Origin of the sequence: Actinomyces lilanjuaniae (genome assembly GCF_003606385.1) — a bacterium.
GTDB lineage: Bacteria > Actinomycetota > Actinomycetes > Actinomycetales > Actinomycetaceae > Actinomyces > Actinomyces lilanjuaniae.
The window spans coordinates 2,166,934-2,185,307 of sequence record NZ_CP032514.1 but is presented as its reverse complement, the minus strand read 5'-3'; the positions used below and the strand labels follow the sequence as shown (position 1 = coordinate 2,185,307).

General features: G+C 70.0%; 12 protein-coding genes and 1 pseudogene. 5 read left to right on the top strand and 8 right to left on the bottom strand.

Annotated elements, in window-relative coordinates; genetic code table 11:
- Nucleotides 1-52: 52 nt before the first annotated feature.
- Nucleotides 53-1,237, bottom strand: a complete 1,185-nt coding sequence (trpS, locus tag D5R93_RS09350; RefSeq protein WP_119836486.1) for a tryptophan--tRNA ligase — start codon at nucleotides 1,235-1,237, stop codon at nucleotides 53-55.
- 667 nt (nucleotides 1,238-1,904) lie between these two features.
- The gene (glgX, locus tag D5R93_RS09345) at nucleotides 1,905-4,319 is read right to left on the bottom strand and encodes a glycogen debranching protein GlgX (protein WP_120204880.1); all 2,415 of its coding nucleotides are present in this window, start codon (nucleotides 4,317-4,319) and stop codon (nucleotides 1,905-1,907) included.
- Nucleotides 4,320-4,509: 190 nt separating this feature from the next.
- On the opposite strand from glgX, the gene D5R93_RS09340 reads away from it, so the two are divergent.
- Nucleotides 4,510-5,283 carry an electron transfer flavoprotein subunit beta/FixA family protein gene (locus D5R93_RS09340; protein ID WP_120204878.1) on the top strand — a complete coding sequence of 258 codons (774 nt, stop codon included), beginning with the start codon at nucleotides 4,510-4,512 and terminating at the stop codon, nucleotides 5,281-5,283.
- Between the two features lie 74 nt (nucleotides 5,284-5,357).
- A complete protein-coding gene (locus D5R93_RS09335; RefSeq protein WP_119836483.1) occupies nucleotides 5,358-6,356 on the top strand; it encodes an electron transfer flavoprotein subunit alpha/FixB family protein in 999 nt (332 codons plus the stop codon).
- Between the two features lie 151 nt (nucleotides 6,357-6,507).
- On the opposite strand, the pseudogene mnmA reads toward D5R93_RS09335, so the two are convergent.
- From mnmA to D5R93_RS09320, 3 genes and pseudogenes are all read right to left on the bottom strand, one after another.
- Nucleotides 6,508-7,633 (bottom strand): annotated as a pseudogene (mnmA, locus tag D5R93_RS09330) (tRNA 2-thiouridine(34) synthase MnmA).
- Between the two features lie 285 nt (nucleotides 7,634-7,918).
- Nucleotides 7,919-8,293: a hypothetical protein gene (locus D5R93_RS09325; RefSeq protein ID WP_162933901.1), complete on the bottom strand. Its 375-nt coding sequence runs from the start codon at nucleotides 8,291-8,293 to the stop codon at nucleotides 7,919-7,921.
- On the bottom strand, nucleotides 8,290-9,546 hold the full coding sequence (locus D5R93_RS09320) for a cysteine desulfurase family protein (RefSeq protein ID WP_120204874.1): 1,257 nt from the start codon (nucleotides 9,544-9,546) through the stop codon (nucleotides 8,290-8,292). Before D5R93_RS09320 ends, D5R93_RS09325 begins: the two co-directional genes overlap by 4 nt.
- 158 nt (nucleotides 9,547-9,704) lie before the next feature.
- Here D5R93_RS09320 and nudC point away from each other — a divergent pair, with 158 nt between their 5' ends.
- Both nudC and D5R93_RS09310 read left to right on the top strand, forming a co-directional pair.
- Complete coding sequence (gene nudC, locus D5R93_RS09315) at nucleotides 9,705-10,820, top strand: NAD(+) diphosphatase (RefSeq protein WP_120204871.1); 1,116 nt, start codon at nucleotides 9,705-9,707, stop codon at nucleotides 10,818-10,820.
- Between the two features lie 158 nt (nucleotides 10,821-10,978).
- Complete coding sequence (locus D5R93_RS09310; protein WP_120204868.1) at nucleotides 10,979-13,117, top strand: ATP-dependent helicase; 2,139 nt, start codon at nucleotides 10,979-10,981, stop codon at nucleotides 13,115-13,117.
- Between the two features lie 63 nt (nucleotides 13,118-13,180).
- On the opposite strand, the gene D5R93_RS09305 is transcribed toward D5R93_RS09310, so the two are convergent.
- Complete coding sequence (locus D5R93_RS09305; RefSeq protein ID WP_120204866.1) at nucleotides 13,181-14,167, bottom strand: hypothetical protein; 987 nt, start codon at nucleotides 14,165-14,167, stop codon at nucleotides 13,181-13,183.
- 161 nt (nucleotides 14,168-14,328) lie between these two features.
- Nucleotides 14,329-15,555, bottom strand: a complete 1,227-nt coding sequence (locus D5R93_RS09300; RefSeq protein ID WP_243106690.1) for a YlbL family protein — start codon at nucleotides 15,553-15,555, stop codon at nucleotides 14,329-14,331.
- Between the two features lie 351 nt (nucleotides 15,556-15,906).
- On the opposite strand from D5R93_RS09300, the gene D5R93_RS09295 reads away from it, so the two are divergent.
- Nucleotides 15,907-17,475, top strand: coding sequence for a zinc-dependent metalloprotease (locus tag D5R93_RS09295; RefSeq protein ID WP_120204864.1), 1,569 nt, complete (start codon nucleotides 15,907-15,909; stop codon nucleotides 17,473-17,475).
- A 90-nt stretch (nucleotides 17,476-17,565) separates the two neighbouring features.
- Here D5R93_RS09295 and D5R93_RS09290 read toward each other — a convergent pair whose 3' ends face one another.
- The gene (locus tag D5R93_RS09290) at nucleotides 17,566-18,264 is read right to left on the bottom strand and encodes a PPA1309 family protein (protein WP_243106689.1); all 699 of its coding nucleotides are present in this window, start codon (nucleotides 18,262-18,264) and stop codon (nucleotides 17,566-17,568) included.
- Nucleotides 18,265-18,374 lie beyond the last annotated feature (110 nt).

Genomic DNA, 18,374 nt, shown 5'->3' with positions numbered 1-18,374 from the left:
ACGGTAACGGAAAAGTGTCGTCGTGGCATGCAGTACTCTGCCGTTCCCGCTCTCAGTAGCTCATACCCATGGCGGTGCGCACGGCCTCTAGTGTCTCCTCCGCCACGGCACAGGCGCGCTCGTTGCCGTCATGGAGTACCTGGAGCAGGTAGCCCTCCTCCGTCTCCAGCTCGCGCCGACGGGCCCTGATCGGGGCGAAGAACTCGTTGACCGCCTCGGTCGTGATCCCCTTGAGCCTGCCCGCCCCGCCGTCGCCGATGCGCTCGGCAATCTCCTGGGGCGCCCCCGCCCCGCACAGCGAGGCCAGCCTCAGCAGGTTGGAGACTTCTGGCCGCCCCACCGGGTCGTAGGTGATGACCCGCTCGGAGTCCGTCTTGGCCTTCCTCAGCAGCCTGGCGGTCTCGTCGGCGCTCATCCGCAGCTCAATGGTGTTGTGGCGCGACTTGCTCATCTTCTCCCCGTCCAGTCCCAGCAGCAGCGGAGCCTCGCTGAGCAGGGCCTCGGGGCGGCGGAAGACAGGGTGGTCCTGGACTGCGCGCCCGTAGCGCCGCTCGAAGCGCTGGGCGATGAGCCTGGCCTGCTCCAGGTGGGGCAGCTGGTCCTTGCCGACGGGGACAAGGTTGGCCTGGCAGAAGAGGATGTCGGCCGCCTGGTGGACCGGGTAGGTCAGCAGCAGGCCGCTCATGGCGCGGCCCTCGGTTGCCTCCAGCTCGGCCTTGACCGTGGGGTTGCGGTGGAGCTCGGACTCGGTAACCAGGGACAGGAAGGGCAGCATGAGCTGGTTGGCGGCCGGAACCGCCGAGTGGGCGAAGACGGTGGAGCGCTGCGGGTCCACGCCTACAGCCAGGGTGTCGGCCACCAGGGACAGGACGCGCTCACGCACCGGTCCCACGGCGTCGCGGTCGGTGATGACCTGGTAGTCGGCCACCAGGATCCAGGTCTCCACACCCGTGTCCTGGATGGTCCGCCACGAGCTCATGGTCCCGAAGTAGTGCCCCAGGTGCATGTTGCCCGTAGGGCGCACCCCGGTGAGCATCCGGTACCGGTCGGGGTGGACCGCCAGGTCCGCCTCGATCTCGGCTGAGCGGGCGACGGAGCGGGCCAGGGAGGCCTCGTTGGTCGACGCGGCCAGGGTGTCCTCGGCCGAGCTGGCCAAGGAGGAGGCGGAGGCCTCCGGGACGGCCTGCGCGACGTCCTTGAGAGTGTCCGAGGGGTCCCTCGGGGTCGGCTGAGTCATGGGGACCATCCTAGGGGTGCTTCCCTGTGAGGTTGTGTCCGTGTTGTGCAGGGTCGGTGGGTGCCTGGTGCTCTGGAAGTGCCCGGCGCCGTGTGTGTGTGCTGTCGTATCTCCTGGGAGGGGGGTTGTTCGTCTGAGCAGATCCACACCAGCGGGACTCGCGTAAGGTTGGCTGGCACGGACGAGGCCCAAGTGGAAGATGTCAGCAGAAGGAGGAAGCGGTGCTAGCACACCGCGACACCGGCAGCGCCCTCGACGCCGGCAGCGCTCCAGAGAGGGAGCCTGGCTCACGCTGTTGCACCCCACATCGACAGGCTCCACTCCGGCAGGAGTGGAGCCAGGCAGGCTCGCGCTGGTGCACGCCACCTGGAACAGCCCCAACAGGTACATGCCCCGCCCTCGCCAGTTTCCAGACAGCCCCAGCCGCCCACACCCCTCAGTTCAGTACCCCTCCGTTGTCAAGTACGCGTCAACGCGAGTCGTCAAGGCCCTGGTCAGGGTGCGAGCGTCATAACCCGCGTCATGCGTAGGCCTCATCCGCCACCTACTCCGTTCCGTCCACGATCTCCCAGGGTAGTGCGGCTAGAGCCTGTCCAGGGCGTGCCGTCGAGGGCCTGCTGTCCAGGGGCGGTCAGTCCGGGGGATCGGGCGGCCAGACCAGGACTGGTCAGCGACGAGCCGTGCTCAGCTCAGCCAGCCGCTCCCCGGAGAGGTACACGCGCAGGGACAGAGCGTCCAGGTTGGTGGTGTCCCCCGGGCGGTCCTGACGACAGTCCACGGTCCCAGGGCGCCCGGCGTCCCGGCGTCCCGGTTCGGCGCCGCTGCGGGCGGAGCCTGCGGGGCCGGTGCCTGCCTGCTCCCCGCCCTGGTGCCCTGCGGCGGCGTACAGGTCACCGGCCGTCGCCGCGCGGCTGACGCGCCGGGCCAGGGTGAAGGGCAGAGTATGGGGCTGGGGGACGGCCCAGGTGGAGTCCCAGGCCAGGTGCCAGTCCGTGTCGTGCCCGTTAGGCAGCACGACCTCGACCTGGTCCAGGGTGCCGTTGACAATGGCCAGGAGGTCGTCGTCGCCCCACAGCCGTCCTGAGCGCAGCATCTGGACCACGCGCGTGTGCGGGTCGTGCCAGGCGACGGCGTCCATCAGCTCACCGTCACCGCGGAACCAGGACAGGTCGGGGATCGTGTCCTCCGCCTGGACCTGCCCCGTGGCAAAGCGGTCCGGTCGCACCACCGGATGGGCGTGGCGCAGATCGACAAGGAAGCGGGTCGTGGCGACCAGGTCCTGCTGCCAGGGCTCCAGGTCCCAGTCCACCCAGGACAGAGGGGAGTCCTGGCAGTAGCAGTTGTTGTTACCCTGCTGGGTGCGGCCCAGCTCGTCGCCTCCCAGGATCATCGGAGTGCCCGCGCTCAGCAGCAGGGTGGCCAGCAGGTTGCGCATGGAACGGCGTCGCAGGACCTCGATAGGCCCCAGGTTCAGGCCCTCGACCACCGGCCCCTCGAAGCCGTGGTTCCAGGAGCGGTTGTCAGAGGTGCCGTCCCGGTTGTCCTCCTTGTTGTCCAGGTTGTGCTTGTGGTCGTAGCACACCAGGTCCCGCAGGGAGAAGCCGTCGTGAGCGGTGATGAAGTTGACCGATCCCAGGGGGCCGCGCCCCCCGGGGTTCTCCCCGTTACTGAAGAGGTCGGCGCTGCCCGCCAGCCTCGTGGCCAGGTCCCGCAGGTCTGAGCCCTGCCGCCCCCGGGACATCTCCGAGGGGTCGTGCAGCCAGAAGGAGCGTACCGTACCCCGGAAGTGGTCGTTCCAGTCCTGGAAGGGCTCCGGGAACTGGCCGGTCTGCCACCCGCCGGGGCCCACGTCCCAGGGCTCGCTGATCAGCTTGACCCCGGACAGCACGGGGTCGGTCGCGGCCGCTACCAGCAGAGGGTGACGTGAGGAGAACTCCGAGGCGTGGCGCCCCAGGGTCACGGCCAGGTCAAAGCGGAAGCCGTCCACGCCGACCTCGTTGACCCAGTAGCGCAACGAGTCCAGGACCAGCTGGACTGCCCGCGTAGAGCGGAAGTCCACCGTGTTTCCGGTTCCGGTGACGTCGACGTACTGGGCGGGCCGGTGGGACCCGTGGAGGTAGTAGCCGAGGTTGTCCAGGCCCCGCAGGCTCAGGGACGGGCCATCCATACCGCCCTCGCAGGTGTGGTTGTAGACGACGTCGAGAACCACCTCCAGCCCGGCCTCGTGGAGCATGGAGACCATGCCTCGTACCTCGTCCAGCACGGCTTGCGGCCCTGCCGCACGGGCCCCGGGCGAGGCGTAGGAGGGCTCCGGGGCGAAGTAGCTCAGGGTGGAGTAGCCCCAGTAGTTCGTCAGGCCCTTCCTGGCGAGGAAGGGCTCGGTGAAGGCGGCGTGGATCGGCAGCAGCTCGATGGTGGTCACGCCCAGCTTCTTGAGGTGGTCCACAGTGGCGAAGTGGGCCAGCCCGGCGTAGGTGCCGCGCAGGTGCTCGGGCACGCCGGGCAGGTCGTGGGTCAGGCCCTTGACGTGGGCCTCGTAGATGACGGTGCGCTCGCGGGGCACGCGCGGCCCCGGGACGACGGGGAAGGAGTCCCCGGTGACGACCCCCATGACCGTGTGCCCCACAGAGTCGAGCGTGGAGGGCTGCCAGTCGGGGGAGGCAGGGGAGGTCGGAACCAGGTCGGAGTCCACCGTGTGCGCGTAGATCTGCGGGCCAAGATCCACCCTGCCGTCCAGGGCGCGTGCGTAGGGGTCGAGAAGCAGCTTGCGAGGATTGTGCAGGAGTCCCTCACCGGGGTTCCAGGGGCCGTGGACGCGGTAGCCGTAGCGCTGCCCGGCTCGCACGCCGGGAACGTGCGCGGACCACACACCCTGTCGGGGGCCGTGCATGCCTACCCGGGTCTCGCTGACCACTGCTGCGTCGGTGTCTACCTCCAGCAGGCACAGGTCAACCGCCGTGGCGTGGGCGGCGTGAACTACGAAGTCCGCACCGTCACCGGTGAGGACAGCCCCTAGTCTGTGTCTTGCAGGAACGTCGTGCGCTGCGCGCGGCGCAGGTGTCAGCACAGGTGTCGGAGGCATGCCCACTATTGTCGGGTCCTGCCTGGGGACGTACCAGCCGAAACCGGTGTGAGGTCTCACTCCGGTATCACGGGTCACACGGGACTGCGGCACCTTGCGGTGGTGAGACAGGTAACCGTGCAGGTGACAGCATGTCAGCGTGACTGAGCGCTCATGGGCCGGTGCGGCCTGGTGTGGCAGTCTTGGCTGCATGAAGATCGTGGTCTGCATCAAGCACGTCCCTGACGTGCAGTCTGAGCGCCGCCTGGAGGAGGGGCGCCTGGTCCGTGGTGAGGACGACGTGCTCAACGAGCTTGACGAGAACGCGGTCGAGGCGGCGGTCAGCCTCGTCGAGGCAGTTGACGACGGTGAGGTCGGCGAGGTTGTCGCCCTGACCATGGGGCCGCACGACGCTGAGGACGCTGTGCGTCGCGCCCTCCAGATGGGAGCGAGCAGGGGCGTGGTCGTCAGCGACGACTCCCTGGAGGGGGCTGATGTCGTTGCGACGGCGAGGACCCTGGCGGCGGCGGTCTCCAGGATCGGCGGGGTGGACCTGGTCGTCACCGGCATGGCCTCGTTGGACGCAATGACCTCGATGCTCCCCGGCGCCCTGGCGGCTGCTCTCCGACTGCCTGCCTTGACCCTGGCCAGCCAGGTGGACGTCGCCGACGGTTCCGTGACGGTCACCCGGACGCTGGGCACGGTCCGTGAGGTGCTCAGCGCTCCTCTTCCCGCCCTGGTCTCGGTGACGGACCAGGCTAACGAGCCCCGCTACCCCAACTTCGCCGCGATGCGTGCGGCCAGGAAGAAGCCTGTGGACGTGTGGGACCTGTCTGACCTGGGGCTGGAGCCCAGCGCCGGGCCCTCAGTGGCGGTGGTTGACTCCCAGGAGCGCCCGGCCCGGCAGGCGGGTACCATCCGCACCGACGCAGGCCAGGCCGGGCGCGAGCTGGCTGCCTGGCTGGTGGACAACAAGCTCGTCTGACTTGTGCGGGTGCGTCCGCCGCGGCAGGGGGCGTACACACCAGAAACACCTGCTGAGAAGGAGACTGATCCCCGATGCTCGATGCTCCTGTGCTCGTGCTTGTCGACCTTGAGACCTCCGGGGCGCCTCAGGGTGCGACCCCGACTGCTCCCGCGCTGGAGCTGCTGGCCGCTGCCCGGTCGCTGACCAGCGGGGAGGTGGTGGCCCTGGTGCTACAGCCTGTGGACACCGAGACGGCCTCGACGCTCGCCGCAGCAGGCGGATCCCGCCTCCTCGTCGCCGACCTGGGTGAGCAGGCGGTCGTGTCCGCAGCTGTGGCTGACGCGGTGGTGGCTGCCTGCGGCCGGGTGGGGCCGGGCGCGGTCCTGGTGGCCAGTGACTTCCGTGGCAAGGAGCTGGCGGGACGTGTCGCGATCCTCCTGGAGTCTGCCTGCGTGAGCGACGTCTCCCGACTGGAGGTGGTTGACGGGGATCTGCGCGCCTCCAAGCTGGTCCTGTCCGGCTCCTGGGCCACCACAATGTCAGTCGCTCCCCACCGTGAGGGCACCCCGGTCATCGCGGTGCGTCCCGGTTCCGTCGAGGTGCAGGCCCCTGCCGGGGCCGAGCCCTTGGGGGTCGAGCCTCTGGAGGTGGCCCTGAGCCCTGAGGCGACGGCGACACGCCTGGTCTCGCGGGAGGAGGCCTCTGCGGCGGCTGGCCCTGCGCTGGGCGAGGCGCGTACCGTGGTGGTGGGTGGACGCGGTGTGGACGGGGACTTTGACCTGGTCCGCTCCCTGGCCGAGCCGCTGGGTGCTGCCGTGGGGGCCACCCGGGTGGCCTGCGACGAGGGCTGGATCGACCGCAGTGCACAGATCGGCCAGACTGGTGAGACCATTGCCCCGCGCCTGTACATCGGGTTGGGCGTCTCCGGGGCCATTCACCACACGTCCGGTATCCAGGGTGCGGGCGCTGTCGTCGCGGTGTGTGACGACTCCGAGGCCCCGATATTCGAGATGGCGGACTTTGGCGTGGTCGGTGACGTGACCGAGGTCGTGCCCCAGCTGGTCGAGGAGCTGGACCGCCTGCGCGGCTGAGAGGTGAGCGGCCATCATCTCCTACGGCGGTGCTGACCCGCTCGTCACCATCAACTCTGCCATCTTCCTCGGGGAGGGGAGAGGGGGAGGACAACCCGCCTCCGTCGGTTCAGAGCCAACAGGGCTAGCCCGGTCCGTGTGGACTTGTGGCTCAGGCTACTGTCGCCTGGGCCAGGACCCTGTCGCCTCCCGCCCCGCCGTAGACGACCACGGACTGCCCGGCTGCTAGGCCCCGCAGGGGCTCGTGCAGGTCGGCCCGCAGTGTGCCGCTCGCCTCGTCCACGCTGACGTCGGCGGGCACCGGCCTGCCGTGGGCGCGCACCTGCACGGCCGCCCCGCTCCAGCCGCGGCTGCCAGGTGGGCACGCCAGCGCCTCCGAGGCAGCCAGCAGTACCAGGTCCTTCCCCTCGACCCGGGAACGGGTGAGCAGCTCCTCGGGACCCACCACTACCTCGTTGGTGGCGGGGCGGGTCTCGATGACGTAGCGGGGGCGTCCGTCAGCGGCGGGACGGTCCAGCCCCAGCCCCCGACGCTGTCCCACGGTGAAGCCGAAGTACCCGTCGTGGGAGCCGAGGACCTCGCCGTCGGGAGAGACCATGGCGCCTCGGTGCGTTCCCAGGGCTCGGGCAAGAAAACCTCGGGTGTCGCCGTCGGCCACGAAGCAGATGTCGTAGGAGTCGGGCTTGGAGGCCACAGGCAGCCCCCTCGCTCTCGCCTCGGCCCGCACAGCCGCCTTGCTCGGTGCCTCGCCCAGGGGGAACAGCGCCCGAGCCAGGCCAGCGCGTCCGGAGACAGCCAGTACGTAGGACTGGTCCTTGGCCTTGTCAGCCCCACGGCGCAGCTCCAGCCCCTCCTCGTCCCCGGGCGGCCGCAGGCGGCGCCCCCGCTCAGGCGGGCGTAGTGGCCTGTGGCTACGGCGTCGAACCCCAGGGCCAGCCCCGGTCCAGGAGGGCGTCGAACTTAACCCGCTCGTTGCAGCGCACGCAGGGGTTGGGAGTGCGCCCCGCCCGGTACTCGGCTAGGAAGTCAGCGACCACCCGTTCCTCGAACTCCTCCGACAGGTCCCACACGTAGAAGGGGATTCCCAGGACCTGGGCGGCCCACCGGGCGTCGCCGGAGTCCTCGACAGAGCAGCAGCCCCGCGATCCTGAGCGGGTGAGCGGACGGTTACGGGTCAGGGCCATGTGCACCCCGACCACCTCGTGGCCTGCCTCCACGGCGCGCGCAGCGGCAACGGCCGAGTCGACACCGCCAGACAGGGCAGCCAGGACACGCACGGGTACTCCCTCCACTTGATCCGGTCTCCGTCCGGCCAGCGCCCCAGCGGGCGCCGACCCAGCCGCATGACCCGCTGGCTGGCCCATGAGTCCCTGGCTGGCCGTGCGGCTGACAGGCCGTGGCAGCCTATCGCGGCCCGCACGCGGCAGGGAAGTGGCTCCGGTGCGATTGTCAGGGGCCCTGCTACCAGCACCGCCCGGCTGCTGCTGGTACGGCTTCCTGCTGTACGGCCGGGCAGTCCAGTGCCTAGCGGCTTGACGCCCTCGTGCCTCGTGTGCCCGGACCTAGATGACCCCGGCGTCGTTGAGTGAGTAGAGCGCCCAGAGCACGCCGGTCATCGCGGCTGCGCCCAGTACCAGCGCCGCCACGAGGAGCGCAAGGAGACGAGCTCGTGCCAGCCCGGTGCCCAGTGCCCGCCACGCCCTGGCGTAGAAGTACAGGAGGTAGAACCCCACAGAGGGCGCGGCCACGCACGTCGTGGCGAAGGCCAGATGCATGGCGGCCCGCATTCGTGAGGACACCGGGTCGTGGAAGACGGCCTGGATATACAGCCATATACCGCTGTCCAGCATGACGACCACCAGGCCACCCAGTACTGCTGCCGCGAGTATCGGCACGGTGTTCCCCCTGCGCACCAGCGCGCTACAACGCGCCCTCACCAGCGCTGCTCTCGGGGAGTGTCAACGCAGGACCGTGCCGCCCATGCTCTCCTAGCCCTCTCCAGGGCTGTGGGCAGGACCTCCAGCAGGTGGTCGACGTCGTGTCCGGTGGTCGTGGGACCCATGCTTACGCGTAGGGTGGAGCGAGCTGCCTGCTCGCCCAGTCCCATGGCGACCAGGACGTGGCTGGGTTGCGACACCCCCGCGTGGCAGGCCGACCCTGCGGAGACATCGACCCCCGCCAGGTCCAGCCCCATGAGCAGGGCCTCGGCGTCGCAGTCCTCAAACCACAGGTGCGCCGTAGCGGGGGAGCTGGCTGCGTCGGTCGGCAGGGTCGCGTGCGCGCCGCCCAGGGCGCTGGCCCCGCGCAGCACCCGCTCACGCAGCTCCTCCAGGCGGGAAGCCTGCTTCTGCCGCTCAGCCACCGCCAGTTCCACCGCCAGGGCCAGCGCTCGGGCGCCGATGACGTCCTGCGTACCGGATCGCACCGCTCTCTCCTGGCGGCCTCCGCCCGTGACCGGGGCCAGAACCACCTCCCGGCGGGCTACCAGCGCGCCCGTGCCCGCCGGGGCGCCCAGCTTGTGGCCGGCCAGGCTCATCGCGTCCAGGTCCCACGCACGCGGCTCCACGGCCACCTTGCCCAGGGCCGCTACAACGTCGGAGTGCACGGGGACGTAGCCTGCCTGCCCGGGACGACGTGCGCCGGAGGCCTCGCGGACACGCTCCACCAGGGCGGGCACGTCCTGGACCAACCCGGTCTCGTTGTTGACCGTCATGACGGAGACCAGGCTGGCAGGGGCACCCGCGCTGTCGTGGTGCACCGCCGCGTCCAGGGAGGTCGGCACCACCGACCCGGCCTGGTCGACCTCCAGGAGGATCAGCTCGGCCCCCAGGTGGTTGACGGCGGCACGGGCCGAGTCCAGCACGGCCGGGTGCTCGGTGGGGGAGATCACCAGGCGTCCGCCCGGGACGGCACGGGCACGCCCAGAGACCACCAGGGCGTCAGCCTCGGTGCCTCCAGAGGTGAACAGGACCTCGTGAGGGTCTACGTCCAGGGCGGCGGCAAGGCGGGCGCGGGCCTCGGCCAGTAGGGCAGCTGCGTGCCGACCGCTGGAGTGCTGTGAGGCCGGGTTGCCACGTCCCGCCACGGCAGTGGTGAGGTCCTCGGTGACCTGCTGAGCCACCTCGGGCCTTACCGGGCACGTCGCGGCCCAGTCAAGGTAGGTCCGGGGCGGGGAGGACGGGGAGGACACCGCTCCACTCTAGGGCCTGCTTCCCTGGACGGCCAGCCCGGCTGCAGGGACCATTCGAGGAGGTCGCCCCGGTCAGCGGATGAGGAGCGGCAGGTAGAAGCAGATAGATACGAGGGACCTAGGAGAGACGTAGGAGACAGGCAGGCTAGGGTGTGACTATGCGCAGTGACTGGCTCGTTGACCATCTGGCCCTGGCCCGCTCCGCCACCGACCGTGACGCCCAGCGCCGTAGCGACCCCGGCCTGCTGGAAGCCCTTGCCACCGATCCTGCCACCCGGCTGCTGCTGGTGGACTCCCGTGGCAGGGTGGCACTCGACGCCTCGGCACACAGCCCCGACCCGCCTGAGGACGGACTGGCTCCCCCCGACGCCGTCGGCATGGGTGCCAGTGTGTGGGAGGGCTACCCAGGGGGGACGGGGTTCCGTCTGCCCGACCTCAGCGCGAAGGAGCTGGACCTGGAGGGGCTGTCCACCTTCTACCTGGGGCGTGACGACAGGGAGGACGGTGCGGGCTCGCGGGCGGGGAGACGCGGCTGGCTGGCCGTCGTCGTGCCGCAGGGGCTGGAGGTTCCCGAGGCCCCCGGGCAGCCTCGGGGTGGGACGGACGCCGAGGGTGCTGCTACCGACCACCCGGACCTGCGCCGGGTACTAGGCAGGCATCCCCTCACCGCGCTGCGGGCGACGGGCGCTCAGATGGGTGTCCGTGACTCCGGGCTGGCCGTGACCGCCTCGGCCCTGGCAGCCTGGCACGGCTCGTCGCGTTACTGTCCCGCCTGCGGCGCACGCACGATGGCGGTCCAGGCAGGCTGGGCGCGTCGGTGCAGCGGTTGCCAGGCCGTGCACTTCCCCCGGACCGACCCGGCTGTCATCATGGCTGTCACCGACGACGCCGACCGTCTCCTCCTTGTCCACGGTGCCTCCTGGGAGGACCGACGCTACTCCGTGGTGGCTGGGTTCGTGGAGGCAGGGGAGTCGCTGGAGGCCGCGGTGCGACGGGAGGTCTGGGAGGAGACGGGGCTGCGGGTGGAGGACGTGTCCTACCTTGCTTCCCAGCCCTGGCCCTTTCCCCGCTCCCTCATGCTCGGCTACCGGGCGCGGCTCGCCCCTGGTGAGAATCTGGCCCGTCCCGATGGGGAGGAGGTCACTGGTGCCGTCCTCGTCTCGCGGGAGGAGCTGGCGCAGGCGGTGGCGCAGCGGCGCATCGTCCTGCCCGGGCGGGCCTCCCTGGGGCGGCTTCTCATTGAGGACTGGTTCAGGGGTGCACCTCCTAGCTGAGGCCGCCGTCCACTACCTGCACCTGGAGCCCCCGCAGCGGCAGAAGTACCGAAACCACCCCACCGCCGTCCGCTACCTGCACCTGGAGCCCTCCGGCCGGACTGTGGTAAAGGCCGTGTGCGCCAGCCTGTCCCGTAGACGTGGCAGGCTGGTCCACGATGAACCAGACCCGACTGAGCCGGACCCGACGCGCTCCTGCCCGACACAGCCCCGATCCCGCCCCGGCCGACGACAGGGGTGGCGCCGAGGCCCTCCTTGAGGCCCTGGACCCGGACCAGCGTGAGGTCGCCGAGCACCTGGAGGGGCCGCTGTGCGTCCTGGCAGGCGCGGGGACAGGCAAGACCCGCGCCATGACCTACCGCATCGCCTACGGGGTGGCTACCGGGGCCTACCAGGCCACCCAGGTCCTCGCAGTCACCTTCACCTCCCGGGCTGCCGGCGAGATGCGCTCCCGGCTGGCGGACCTGGGTGTCCCAGGGGTCCAGGCCCGTACCTTCCACTCCGCCGCCCTGCGCCAGCTCACCTACTTCTGGCCCACCGCGGTCGGTGGACGACGACCGGAGATACAGCCCCACAAGGCGTCCCTCGTCGCGACGGCGGCACGGCGCCTGGGTCTGGGAACGGACCGCGCGGTGGTACGGGACCTGGCCGCCGAGGTCGAGTGGGCCAAGGTCACCCTCACTCTCCCAGAGGACTACGTCCAGGCTGCCACCGCGGCGCGACGCACGGGTGTGGCCGGACTGGAGGCCGAGACGGTGGCCCGGGTCCTGTCCGCCTACGAGGAGGCCAAGAACGAGCGCGGGGTCATTGACTTCGAGGATGTCCTGCTCCTCCAGATCGGTATCCTGCTGGATCGCGAGGACATAGCGTCCCAGGTGCGCAGCCAGTACAAGCACTTCGTGGTGGACGAGTACCAGGACGTCTCACCACTCCAGCAGCGCCTGCTGGACCTGTGGCTGGGACGGCGCCGCCAGCTGTGCGTGGTGGGGGACGTGTCCCAGACCATCTACTCCTTCACCGGCGCCACTCCTGACTACCTCACCGGCTTTGCCTCCCGCTACGAGGGCGCGCGCACGGTGCGCCTGTCGCGTGACTACCGCTCGACACCCCAGGTGGTCTCCCTGGCCAACCGTGTCCTGTCCAGGTCCCGGCGAGGGGGAGGAAACCTGCGCCTGCCTGCGGGCGCCGTCGAGCTGGTGGCCCAGCGCCCCTCAGGGCCGCAGGTGCGCTTTGACACCTATGACGACGACGTGGCGGAGGCAGAGGGGGTTGTCGCTCAGGTACAGCGTCTGCGCTCGGCGGGAGTCCCTCTGAGCCAGGTCGCTGTCCTCTACCGTACCAACTCCCAGTCGGAGGTCGTGGAGCAGGCCCTGGCCTCCGCCCAGATCGGCTACCTGGTGCGAGGCGGGGAACGCTTCTTTGAGCGTGAGGAGGTCAAGCGGGCTATGGCCCTCCTCCTGGGCGCGGCACGCACGGAGAGGGAGTTCCTGACCGGGGACCTGGGTGCTGACGTACGCACGGTTCTGGCCCGGGAGGGGTGGAGCCAGGAGCCTCCCGCCGCGCAGGGGGCGGTGCGGGAGCGCTGGGACTCTCTCAACGCCCTTGTCCAGCTGGCCGACGAGCTTGCCTCGGCTCGCGGGATCGGGCTGGACGCCTTTCACGTCGAGCTCATGGAGCGGGCAGCGGCCCAGAACGCCCCGTCCGTGGAAGGGGTGACCCTGTCCTCCTTACACGCGGCCAAGGGCCTGGAGTGGGACGCCGTCCTCCTGGTCGGTGCCTGTGAGGGGTTGCTGCCAATATCCCTAGCGGAGACCGACTCCGCCGTGGAGGAGGAGCGGCGCCTGCTGTACGTGGGGGTCACGCGTGCGCGTGAGCACCTGGTGATCTCCTGCGCGCGGGCGCGCCAGCCTGGCGGGCGGGTCTCCCGCAAGCCGACGCGGTTCCTGGAGGGGATATGGCCGACAGACTCCGCTCCCGGTCGGGGGTCACCCTCTCGGGTGTCGGCCAGGCAGCGCTCCAGGCAGGCGGCCGCTGACTTCGAGGCAGCCCATGACCCCGCGACGGTCGCCCTGTTCGAGGAGCTGCGGTCCTGGCGCGCTGACGTCGCCAGAGAGCTCTCCAAGCCCGCGTTCACGGTCTTTCCTGACGCTACCCTGCGTGACATCGCGGTGGTCAGGCCTAGTACCTTGCCCCAGCTCTCCCTGGTGCGCGGGGTGGGGGCCACCAAGCTTCAGGACTATGGTGGGGCTGTCCTGTCCCTGGTCAGGAAGTTCCAGGAGGGGGACGGTGCCGGCTGAGCGCCTCCGTCCCGCCGGAGTGCCCACAGGGCGAGAGGACTGCGAGGACAGGGCATGTGCCGCTCAGACCTGGGAGCACAGGCACTCCTCGTGGCGGGGCCAGTGGCGTGCGGTCCCGGTTGGATCAGGTCCGCTCAGCTCGACGCTGGTGCTGGCCCAGTCGATCGACGGTAGCGGACCAGGTGCGCTGTCCACGTTCGAGGGAGTTGTGGGGGTGCGGGAGCGCTGTACCGTGCCTGCCAGAAGACTGTCCGTGGCCGCCCTGGCAGCCAGGGCGGCTGCCTGGTGCAGGAGAAGCCGTTCCGTCTGTGGCGGGGGCAGCGTACGCATCTGGGTTGCCAGCGCGGGCCAGCACGGGTCGGCGTCCCTCTCCCACAGCCCCAGACAGGTGGCGCAGGGGCCCGACGGGCTTCCCAGCACCGGGCCGACGCGCACGCTGACCTCGCGTACCACCACCGAAAGCTGGAGCAGCCCTTCCTGGGCCAGGCGACGGGCCTGAAGGGGTTCGACCACGTGGGAGTCCACGGTCAGGACCAGGTCGGGCCGGGTTCCCAGGGGCGCCCGGGTACGGATGGTGGGAAATCTTGCTGCCAGGAGCTGGTCTGCTCCGTCGGCCCTGTCAGGGGCTGTAGACAGGATGGTGCCCACTCCCGCCTCGGCGAGCCACAGAGCCGTCTCCTGCAGAAGAGCCCCCGAGCCGCACAGGGCGATCGTGGAGGACCCCAGGACGGTGCTGCGCTGCCGAGCACCCAGACGAAGGCGCTCCCAGTAGACCGCGTCGGGACCACCCAGCTCCGAGCGGGCGCCGTGCACGAGGGCACCGCGACGCTCCAGGTCCTGGAGGATCTCCCGGGCACGCGGGACCGGAACCTGGGCGCGGCGAGCGGCGTGGTAGACGCTGCCAGGCTCCAGGGTCGCGGGGAGGTGGTCGAGCAGGCGCTGCTCCTGCTGGGACAGGTCCGTCAGGACGGTGGCGTGGCCAGTCTCGGCACCGATCTGGCTCTCGCCCGGCCTGCGCCACAGGACTGGGCTGTATCCACGGATCCGCATCAGGCCTCCTTTCGGGCAGGTCCCGGACCTGCGGTCGTGCCGTGAGCCTGGCACGGGGGCTGGTTCCAGGGCCAGAGCACGGTCACCGCCTGTGGACAGCCTGCGACTTTCCTGGCCGGGCTGCTTCCCGGCTCGTTGTTCCCGAGGCCGGAGCCTGCTGGTCAGTCCTGCCGGTCCTGGAGGGAGGAGCAGGTGGTGAGCCCGGAGGTGTCACCCAGGGCAATACCCTCCACTGCCTGGACGGCCTCATGGAGAGTAGCGACAGCAAAGACCTGCATACCCTCCGGCTCGTGGCCGACAACCTCCTCGCAGCTGCCTGCAGGTGCCAGGAAGTAGTCGGCCCCGGCCCCCGAGGCCCCGGCCATCTTTTGCTGGATCCCGCCGATAGCGCCGACCTGCCCGTCCACGGAGATCGTGCCGGTGCCGGCGACGTCCTGCCCGCCTGTCAGGGACCCCGGGGTCACCTTGTCGACGATGGCTAAGGCGAACATCATGCCCGCGCTGGGGCCGCCGACCTCGGGGAGGCCGAACTCGGCCTCAATATCGGAGTCCGCGGCGACGTCAAGGTGCAGCCCCAGCAGGGAGCCCGAGGCGTCCTCGGTGGCCCCCTCGCTACCGTCCATGGCACCCGGTGGCAGTGTCGTCAGCGTGGTGCTGACCTGCTGGCCGTCGCGTAGGACCTCCAGGGTGACCTCGGTTCCCGGGTCGATTGTGGTCATCAGCTCGCGCAGCTGGGCGTAGGTGGACAGCGTGGTGGTCTGTGCTCCCTTGGGAGTCAGGGAGACCAGGACGTCGCCCGCAGCGATGTCGGTACCAGCCTGCTCCTCGGCGACGCCGGTGACGGTCAGCGTCATGGACTCTGCCAGACCGGCCTCCTCCAGCGCGGCGACCACCGCAGCGTCCTGGGAACCTGTCATCTGGGTCTCGTTACGCTCGTTGATCTCCTCCGCGGACACCTCCTTGGGGCAGACCTGCTCCCTGTCCAGCACGGTCTGGTCAGGCGACAGCCAGGCCACGACGACGTTGGCCACGGTCACGGGGTAGCCGGGGCACCCTGTCACGGAGACCGTTGTCATCATCAGCGCTCCCTCGGTGGGGTAGGTCTGGGTGCCACTGACGGTGACGAGGTCCTGCGGGTCGTCCTGCGAGACTGTGCCAAGCACGTTCCACGTCGGTCCTGGAGCCTCGATGACCCTGTCCACGGGAACAGTGAAGGCAGCCACGACAAGACCGACGACAAGGACCACGACCGCCGCTGGCAGCAGAAGGCGGTGTCGTCCGCGGGCGTTGGAGGTGTCCTCAGGGACGTTGTCGGTGGTGTCATGGGTGGTGTCATGGGTGGTGTCGTCGGGGACGTCAGGCTTGTGTGCGGGCTCTGGCTGCGTCACAGCACCATCATCGGACATCTTCCTGCGGATTGGGGGAGCAGAGGGGAAGGAGAAGAGGGGAAGTAGGGATCCGCCGACGTCGTGGCACAGTTGTCGCGACAGTCGGTGCCATTCCGGCTGGCCCGGTCAGGAGGCTCGGGCTGCCTCCCGGTGACGGTCAGGAATGTGTGGGACCATGCGACCGTTGCAGGGGCAGGACCCGGGCAGCGTCCCCACGGTACCGGTCGGGCTCCGGGAGGTGTCCGCAGCACCGCACGGGCAGGTGGCTCGTCCGTCTCAGGCGGCTGCGGTGCACCTGCTGCCTGCTGGTCTGCGCCTGTCGGTACCCCGTGATCCTGAGAGAGGAATTCTATGAGCGAGGAGCCTGAGGACCCCTTTGGTGAGTTGGAGGAGATGCTCTCCTCCATCTTCGGTCAGCAGATGGCTGCTGATGCTGTGGCCGCCCTGCGCTCGGCAGGTGTGAACCCCTCCGACCTCTCTCGGCTGCCGGGGATGGCAGACGTGTCCCGGCTCAGTCCCGCTCAGCTGTTCGCGATGCGCTCCCAGCTGCAGCAGGTGTTCAGCGCGTCCACGACTGAGCCGGTCAACTGGAGCGTGGGCCAGGACCTTGCCCTCCGGCAGGCCCGGGCACACAGCGACCCGACCGTGACCGCAGAGGCGGCCGATGACACCCGGCAGGCTCTTCAGGTAGCCGACCTGTGGCTGGACACGGCCACGGACTTGATGCCGGCTCCGGGAAGGCGGGAGGCCTGGAGCCGTAGCGCGTGGGTGGAACGCACCATGCCCGTGTGGAAGGACGTGTGCGCGCCCGTGGCGGAGGCGGTGACTGCGGCACTGGCCTCGACCCTGGAGAAGCAGATACGCGAGCTGCCGGAGAGCATGGGGCAGGCTGCCCAGCAGATGGGAGCCCTGGGGTCGATTATGCGCACTATGGCGGGTACGGCCTTCGGTCTCCAGTTGGGCCAGGCTATCGGCGGGCTGGCCAGGGAGGCAGTCGGGGCCACCGATACCGGGCTTCCTCTGACTCGGGACCCGGGTACCGCACTTGTCCCCACTAATGTCAGCGCCTTCACTGAGGGGCTGGAGGTGGACCAGCGTGAGGCGCTCATGTTTCTCGCGGTCCGGGAGGCGGCCACGGCCCGTCTCTATGCCCATGTCCCGTGGCTGCGGGGCCAGGTGATGGGGGCTGTGGAGGCCTATGCCCGCGAGATCCGTATCGACACTGACGCCCTGGAGTCCGCGGTGGCACAGGTGGACCCCAATGACCCGGAGGCCCTGCAGGCGGCCTTGAACGGGGGGCTGTTCGCGCCGCAGGAGACCGGCTCCCAGCGTGAGGCGCTGGAGCGTCTGGAGACGCTGCTGGCACTGGTCGAGGGCTGGGTCGAGGTGGTGACGGCGCGTGCCGTGGCCCCACACCTGCCCAGCGCTATGGCATTGCAGGAGATGATGCGACGCAGGCGCGCCCAGGGAGGGCCTGCCGAGCAGCTCTTCTCCCGACTCATCGGCCTGACCTTCAGACCGCGCCTGGCTCGTGAGGCGGCCCGCCTGTGGTCCCACCTGGGAGAGCAGGCCGGGGAGGCGGAGCGGGACGCCTTCTGGAACCACCCGGACGTCATGCCGACGGCTGCCGAGCTCGCCAGCCCCGAGGACTTCCTGACGATCCGTCGTGCCGCTGAGGACATGGACGCGCAGATGGACGCGGACCTGGTCTCCCTCCTGGAGGGGACCTTGGGCTACGCAGAGGGTGCCAGGCGGACAGGCGGCGGGACCAGTCGGCAGGAAGGCTCCCGGGAGGGCGGTCCTGAGGGCTCCGGGGGCTCCAACGGGAGGTCCGGGGAGGATGGGGGTGACAGGCAGGACAGGAACGACGGAGAGGCGGGCCCGGATCATCCGGGCCCGACGGCCGGTCCGCAGCCGTAGCAGTCGCACCCTCCGGGAGGGACAGCTCCTGGGTGCGAGGCGGGGGCGAAGTGCCCCTTCCGGAAGTTGCACGGGGGTAGACCGGGCTGGCTACAGGAAGGTTGCTGCCAGGGCCTCGACCAGTTGGGGGACCAGGCGCTCCCCATGGTAGACGTCATCAGCCGAGTCGTGGGAGCGCGACCGCAACGCGCACCAGGACTCGCCACTACGCAGAACCCCTATCACCATGCGGATGTCCTCCCGGTCCGTGAGGCTGCTGACAAGGGCCGTGCGCTCCTGCGGGTCAGTGACAGCCTCGACCCGTGCCTGTGCCTGAGGGCCGAGGATGGTCCTCTCGACGCTGAGGACTGCTCCGTGGACAGACTCCGGCCAGGCCAGTTGGTTGAGGAGGTCCTCCAGGCTGGCTGCGGCGGGCAGATCCTCCTGCTCGATAACAGTCAGCGCCTGCGGGTTATGGCGGGACCGCGCCAGCTCGTGAGCGGGCAGAAGCCGACTGAGCCCGGCGTCGTGCTTCAGCGCCTCGGCGGTGCGCACCAGGGAGAAGAGCCGTACCGGGGCGTCCCAGCCGTGGACAGACACATGTGCCTCGGTCTCGGTCACTGCTGCGACCAGGGCCTCCTGCGTGGAGGTGCCCGCTATGCGCGGCTCCTCGGTGCCCTTGCCCCGCTCCGTCTCACCAGGGGTCTGCACGGATGGGGTCCTGCGGTCGGCGGCGAGGTTGCCGAGGGACTCGGTGCCAGGGGCGGGGGCGTGGTCGTGCTCCTCAGGGTCAGGTTCTGGTGAGGCCATGGACTCATGGTCCCACGTCCCGAGGACGTCGTGCCGAGGCTGCTGACGACGCTGAGGACTCTGGCGGGACCCTGGGGCAGGTCTCGTCTTGGTGCTCTCTACGGCGACGG

Coding starts and splice junctions, on each gene's coding strand:
- trpS (WP_119836486.1), bottom strand. CDS start 1,237: ATGACTCAGCCGACCCCGAGGGACCCCTCGGACACTCTCAAGGACGTC.
- glgX (WP_120204880.1), bottom strand. CDS start 4,319: ATGCCTCCGACACCTGTGCTGACACCTGCGCCGCGCGCAGCGCACGAC.
- D5R93_RS09340 (WP_120204878.1), top strand. CDS start 4,510: ATGAAGATCGTGGTCTGCATCAAGCACGTCCCTGACGTGCAGTCTGAG.
- D5R93_RS09335 (WP_119836483.1), top strand. CDS start 5,358: ATGCTCGATGCTCCTGTGCTCGTGCTTGTCGACCTTGAGACCTCCGGG.
- nudC (WP_120204871.1), top strand. CDS start 9,705: ATGCGCAGTGACTGGCTCGTTGACCATCTGGCCCTGGCCCGCTCCGCC.
- D5R93_RS09310 (WP_120204868.1), top strand. CDS start 10,979: ATGAACCAGACCCGACTGAGCCGGACCCGACGCGCTCCTGCCCGACAC.
- D5R93_RS09305 (WP_120204866.1), bottom strand. CDS start 14,167: ATGCGGATCCGTGGATACAGCCCAGTCCTGTGGCGCAGGCCGGGCGAG.
- D5R93_RS09295 (WP_120204864.1), top strand. CDS start 15,907: ATGAGCGAGGAGCCTGAGGACCCCTTTGGTGAGTTGGAGGAGATGCTC.
- D5R93_RS09290 (WP_243106689.1), bottom strand. CDS start 18,264: ATGGCCTCACCAGAACCTGACCCTGAGGAGCACGACCACGCCCCCGCC.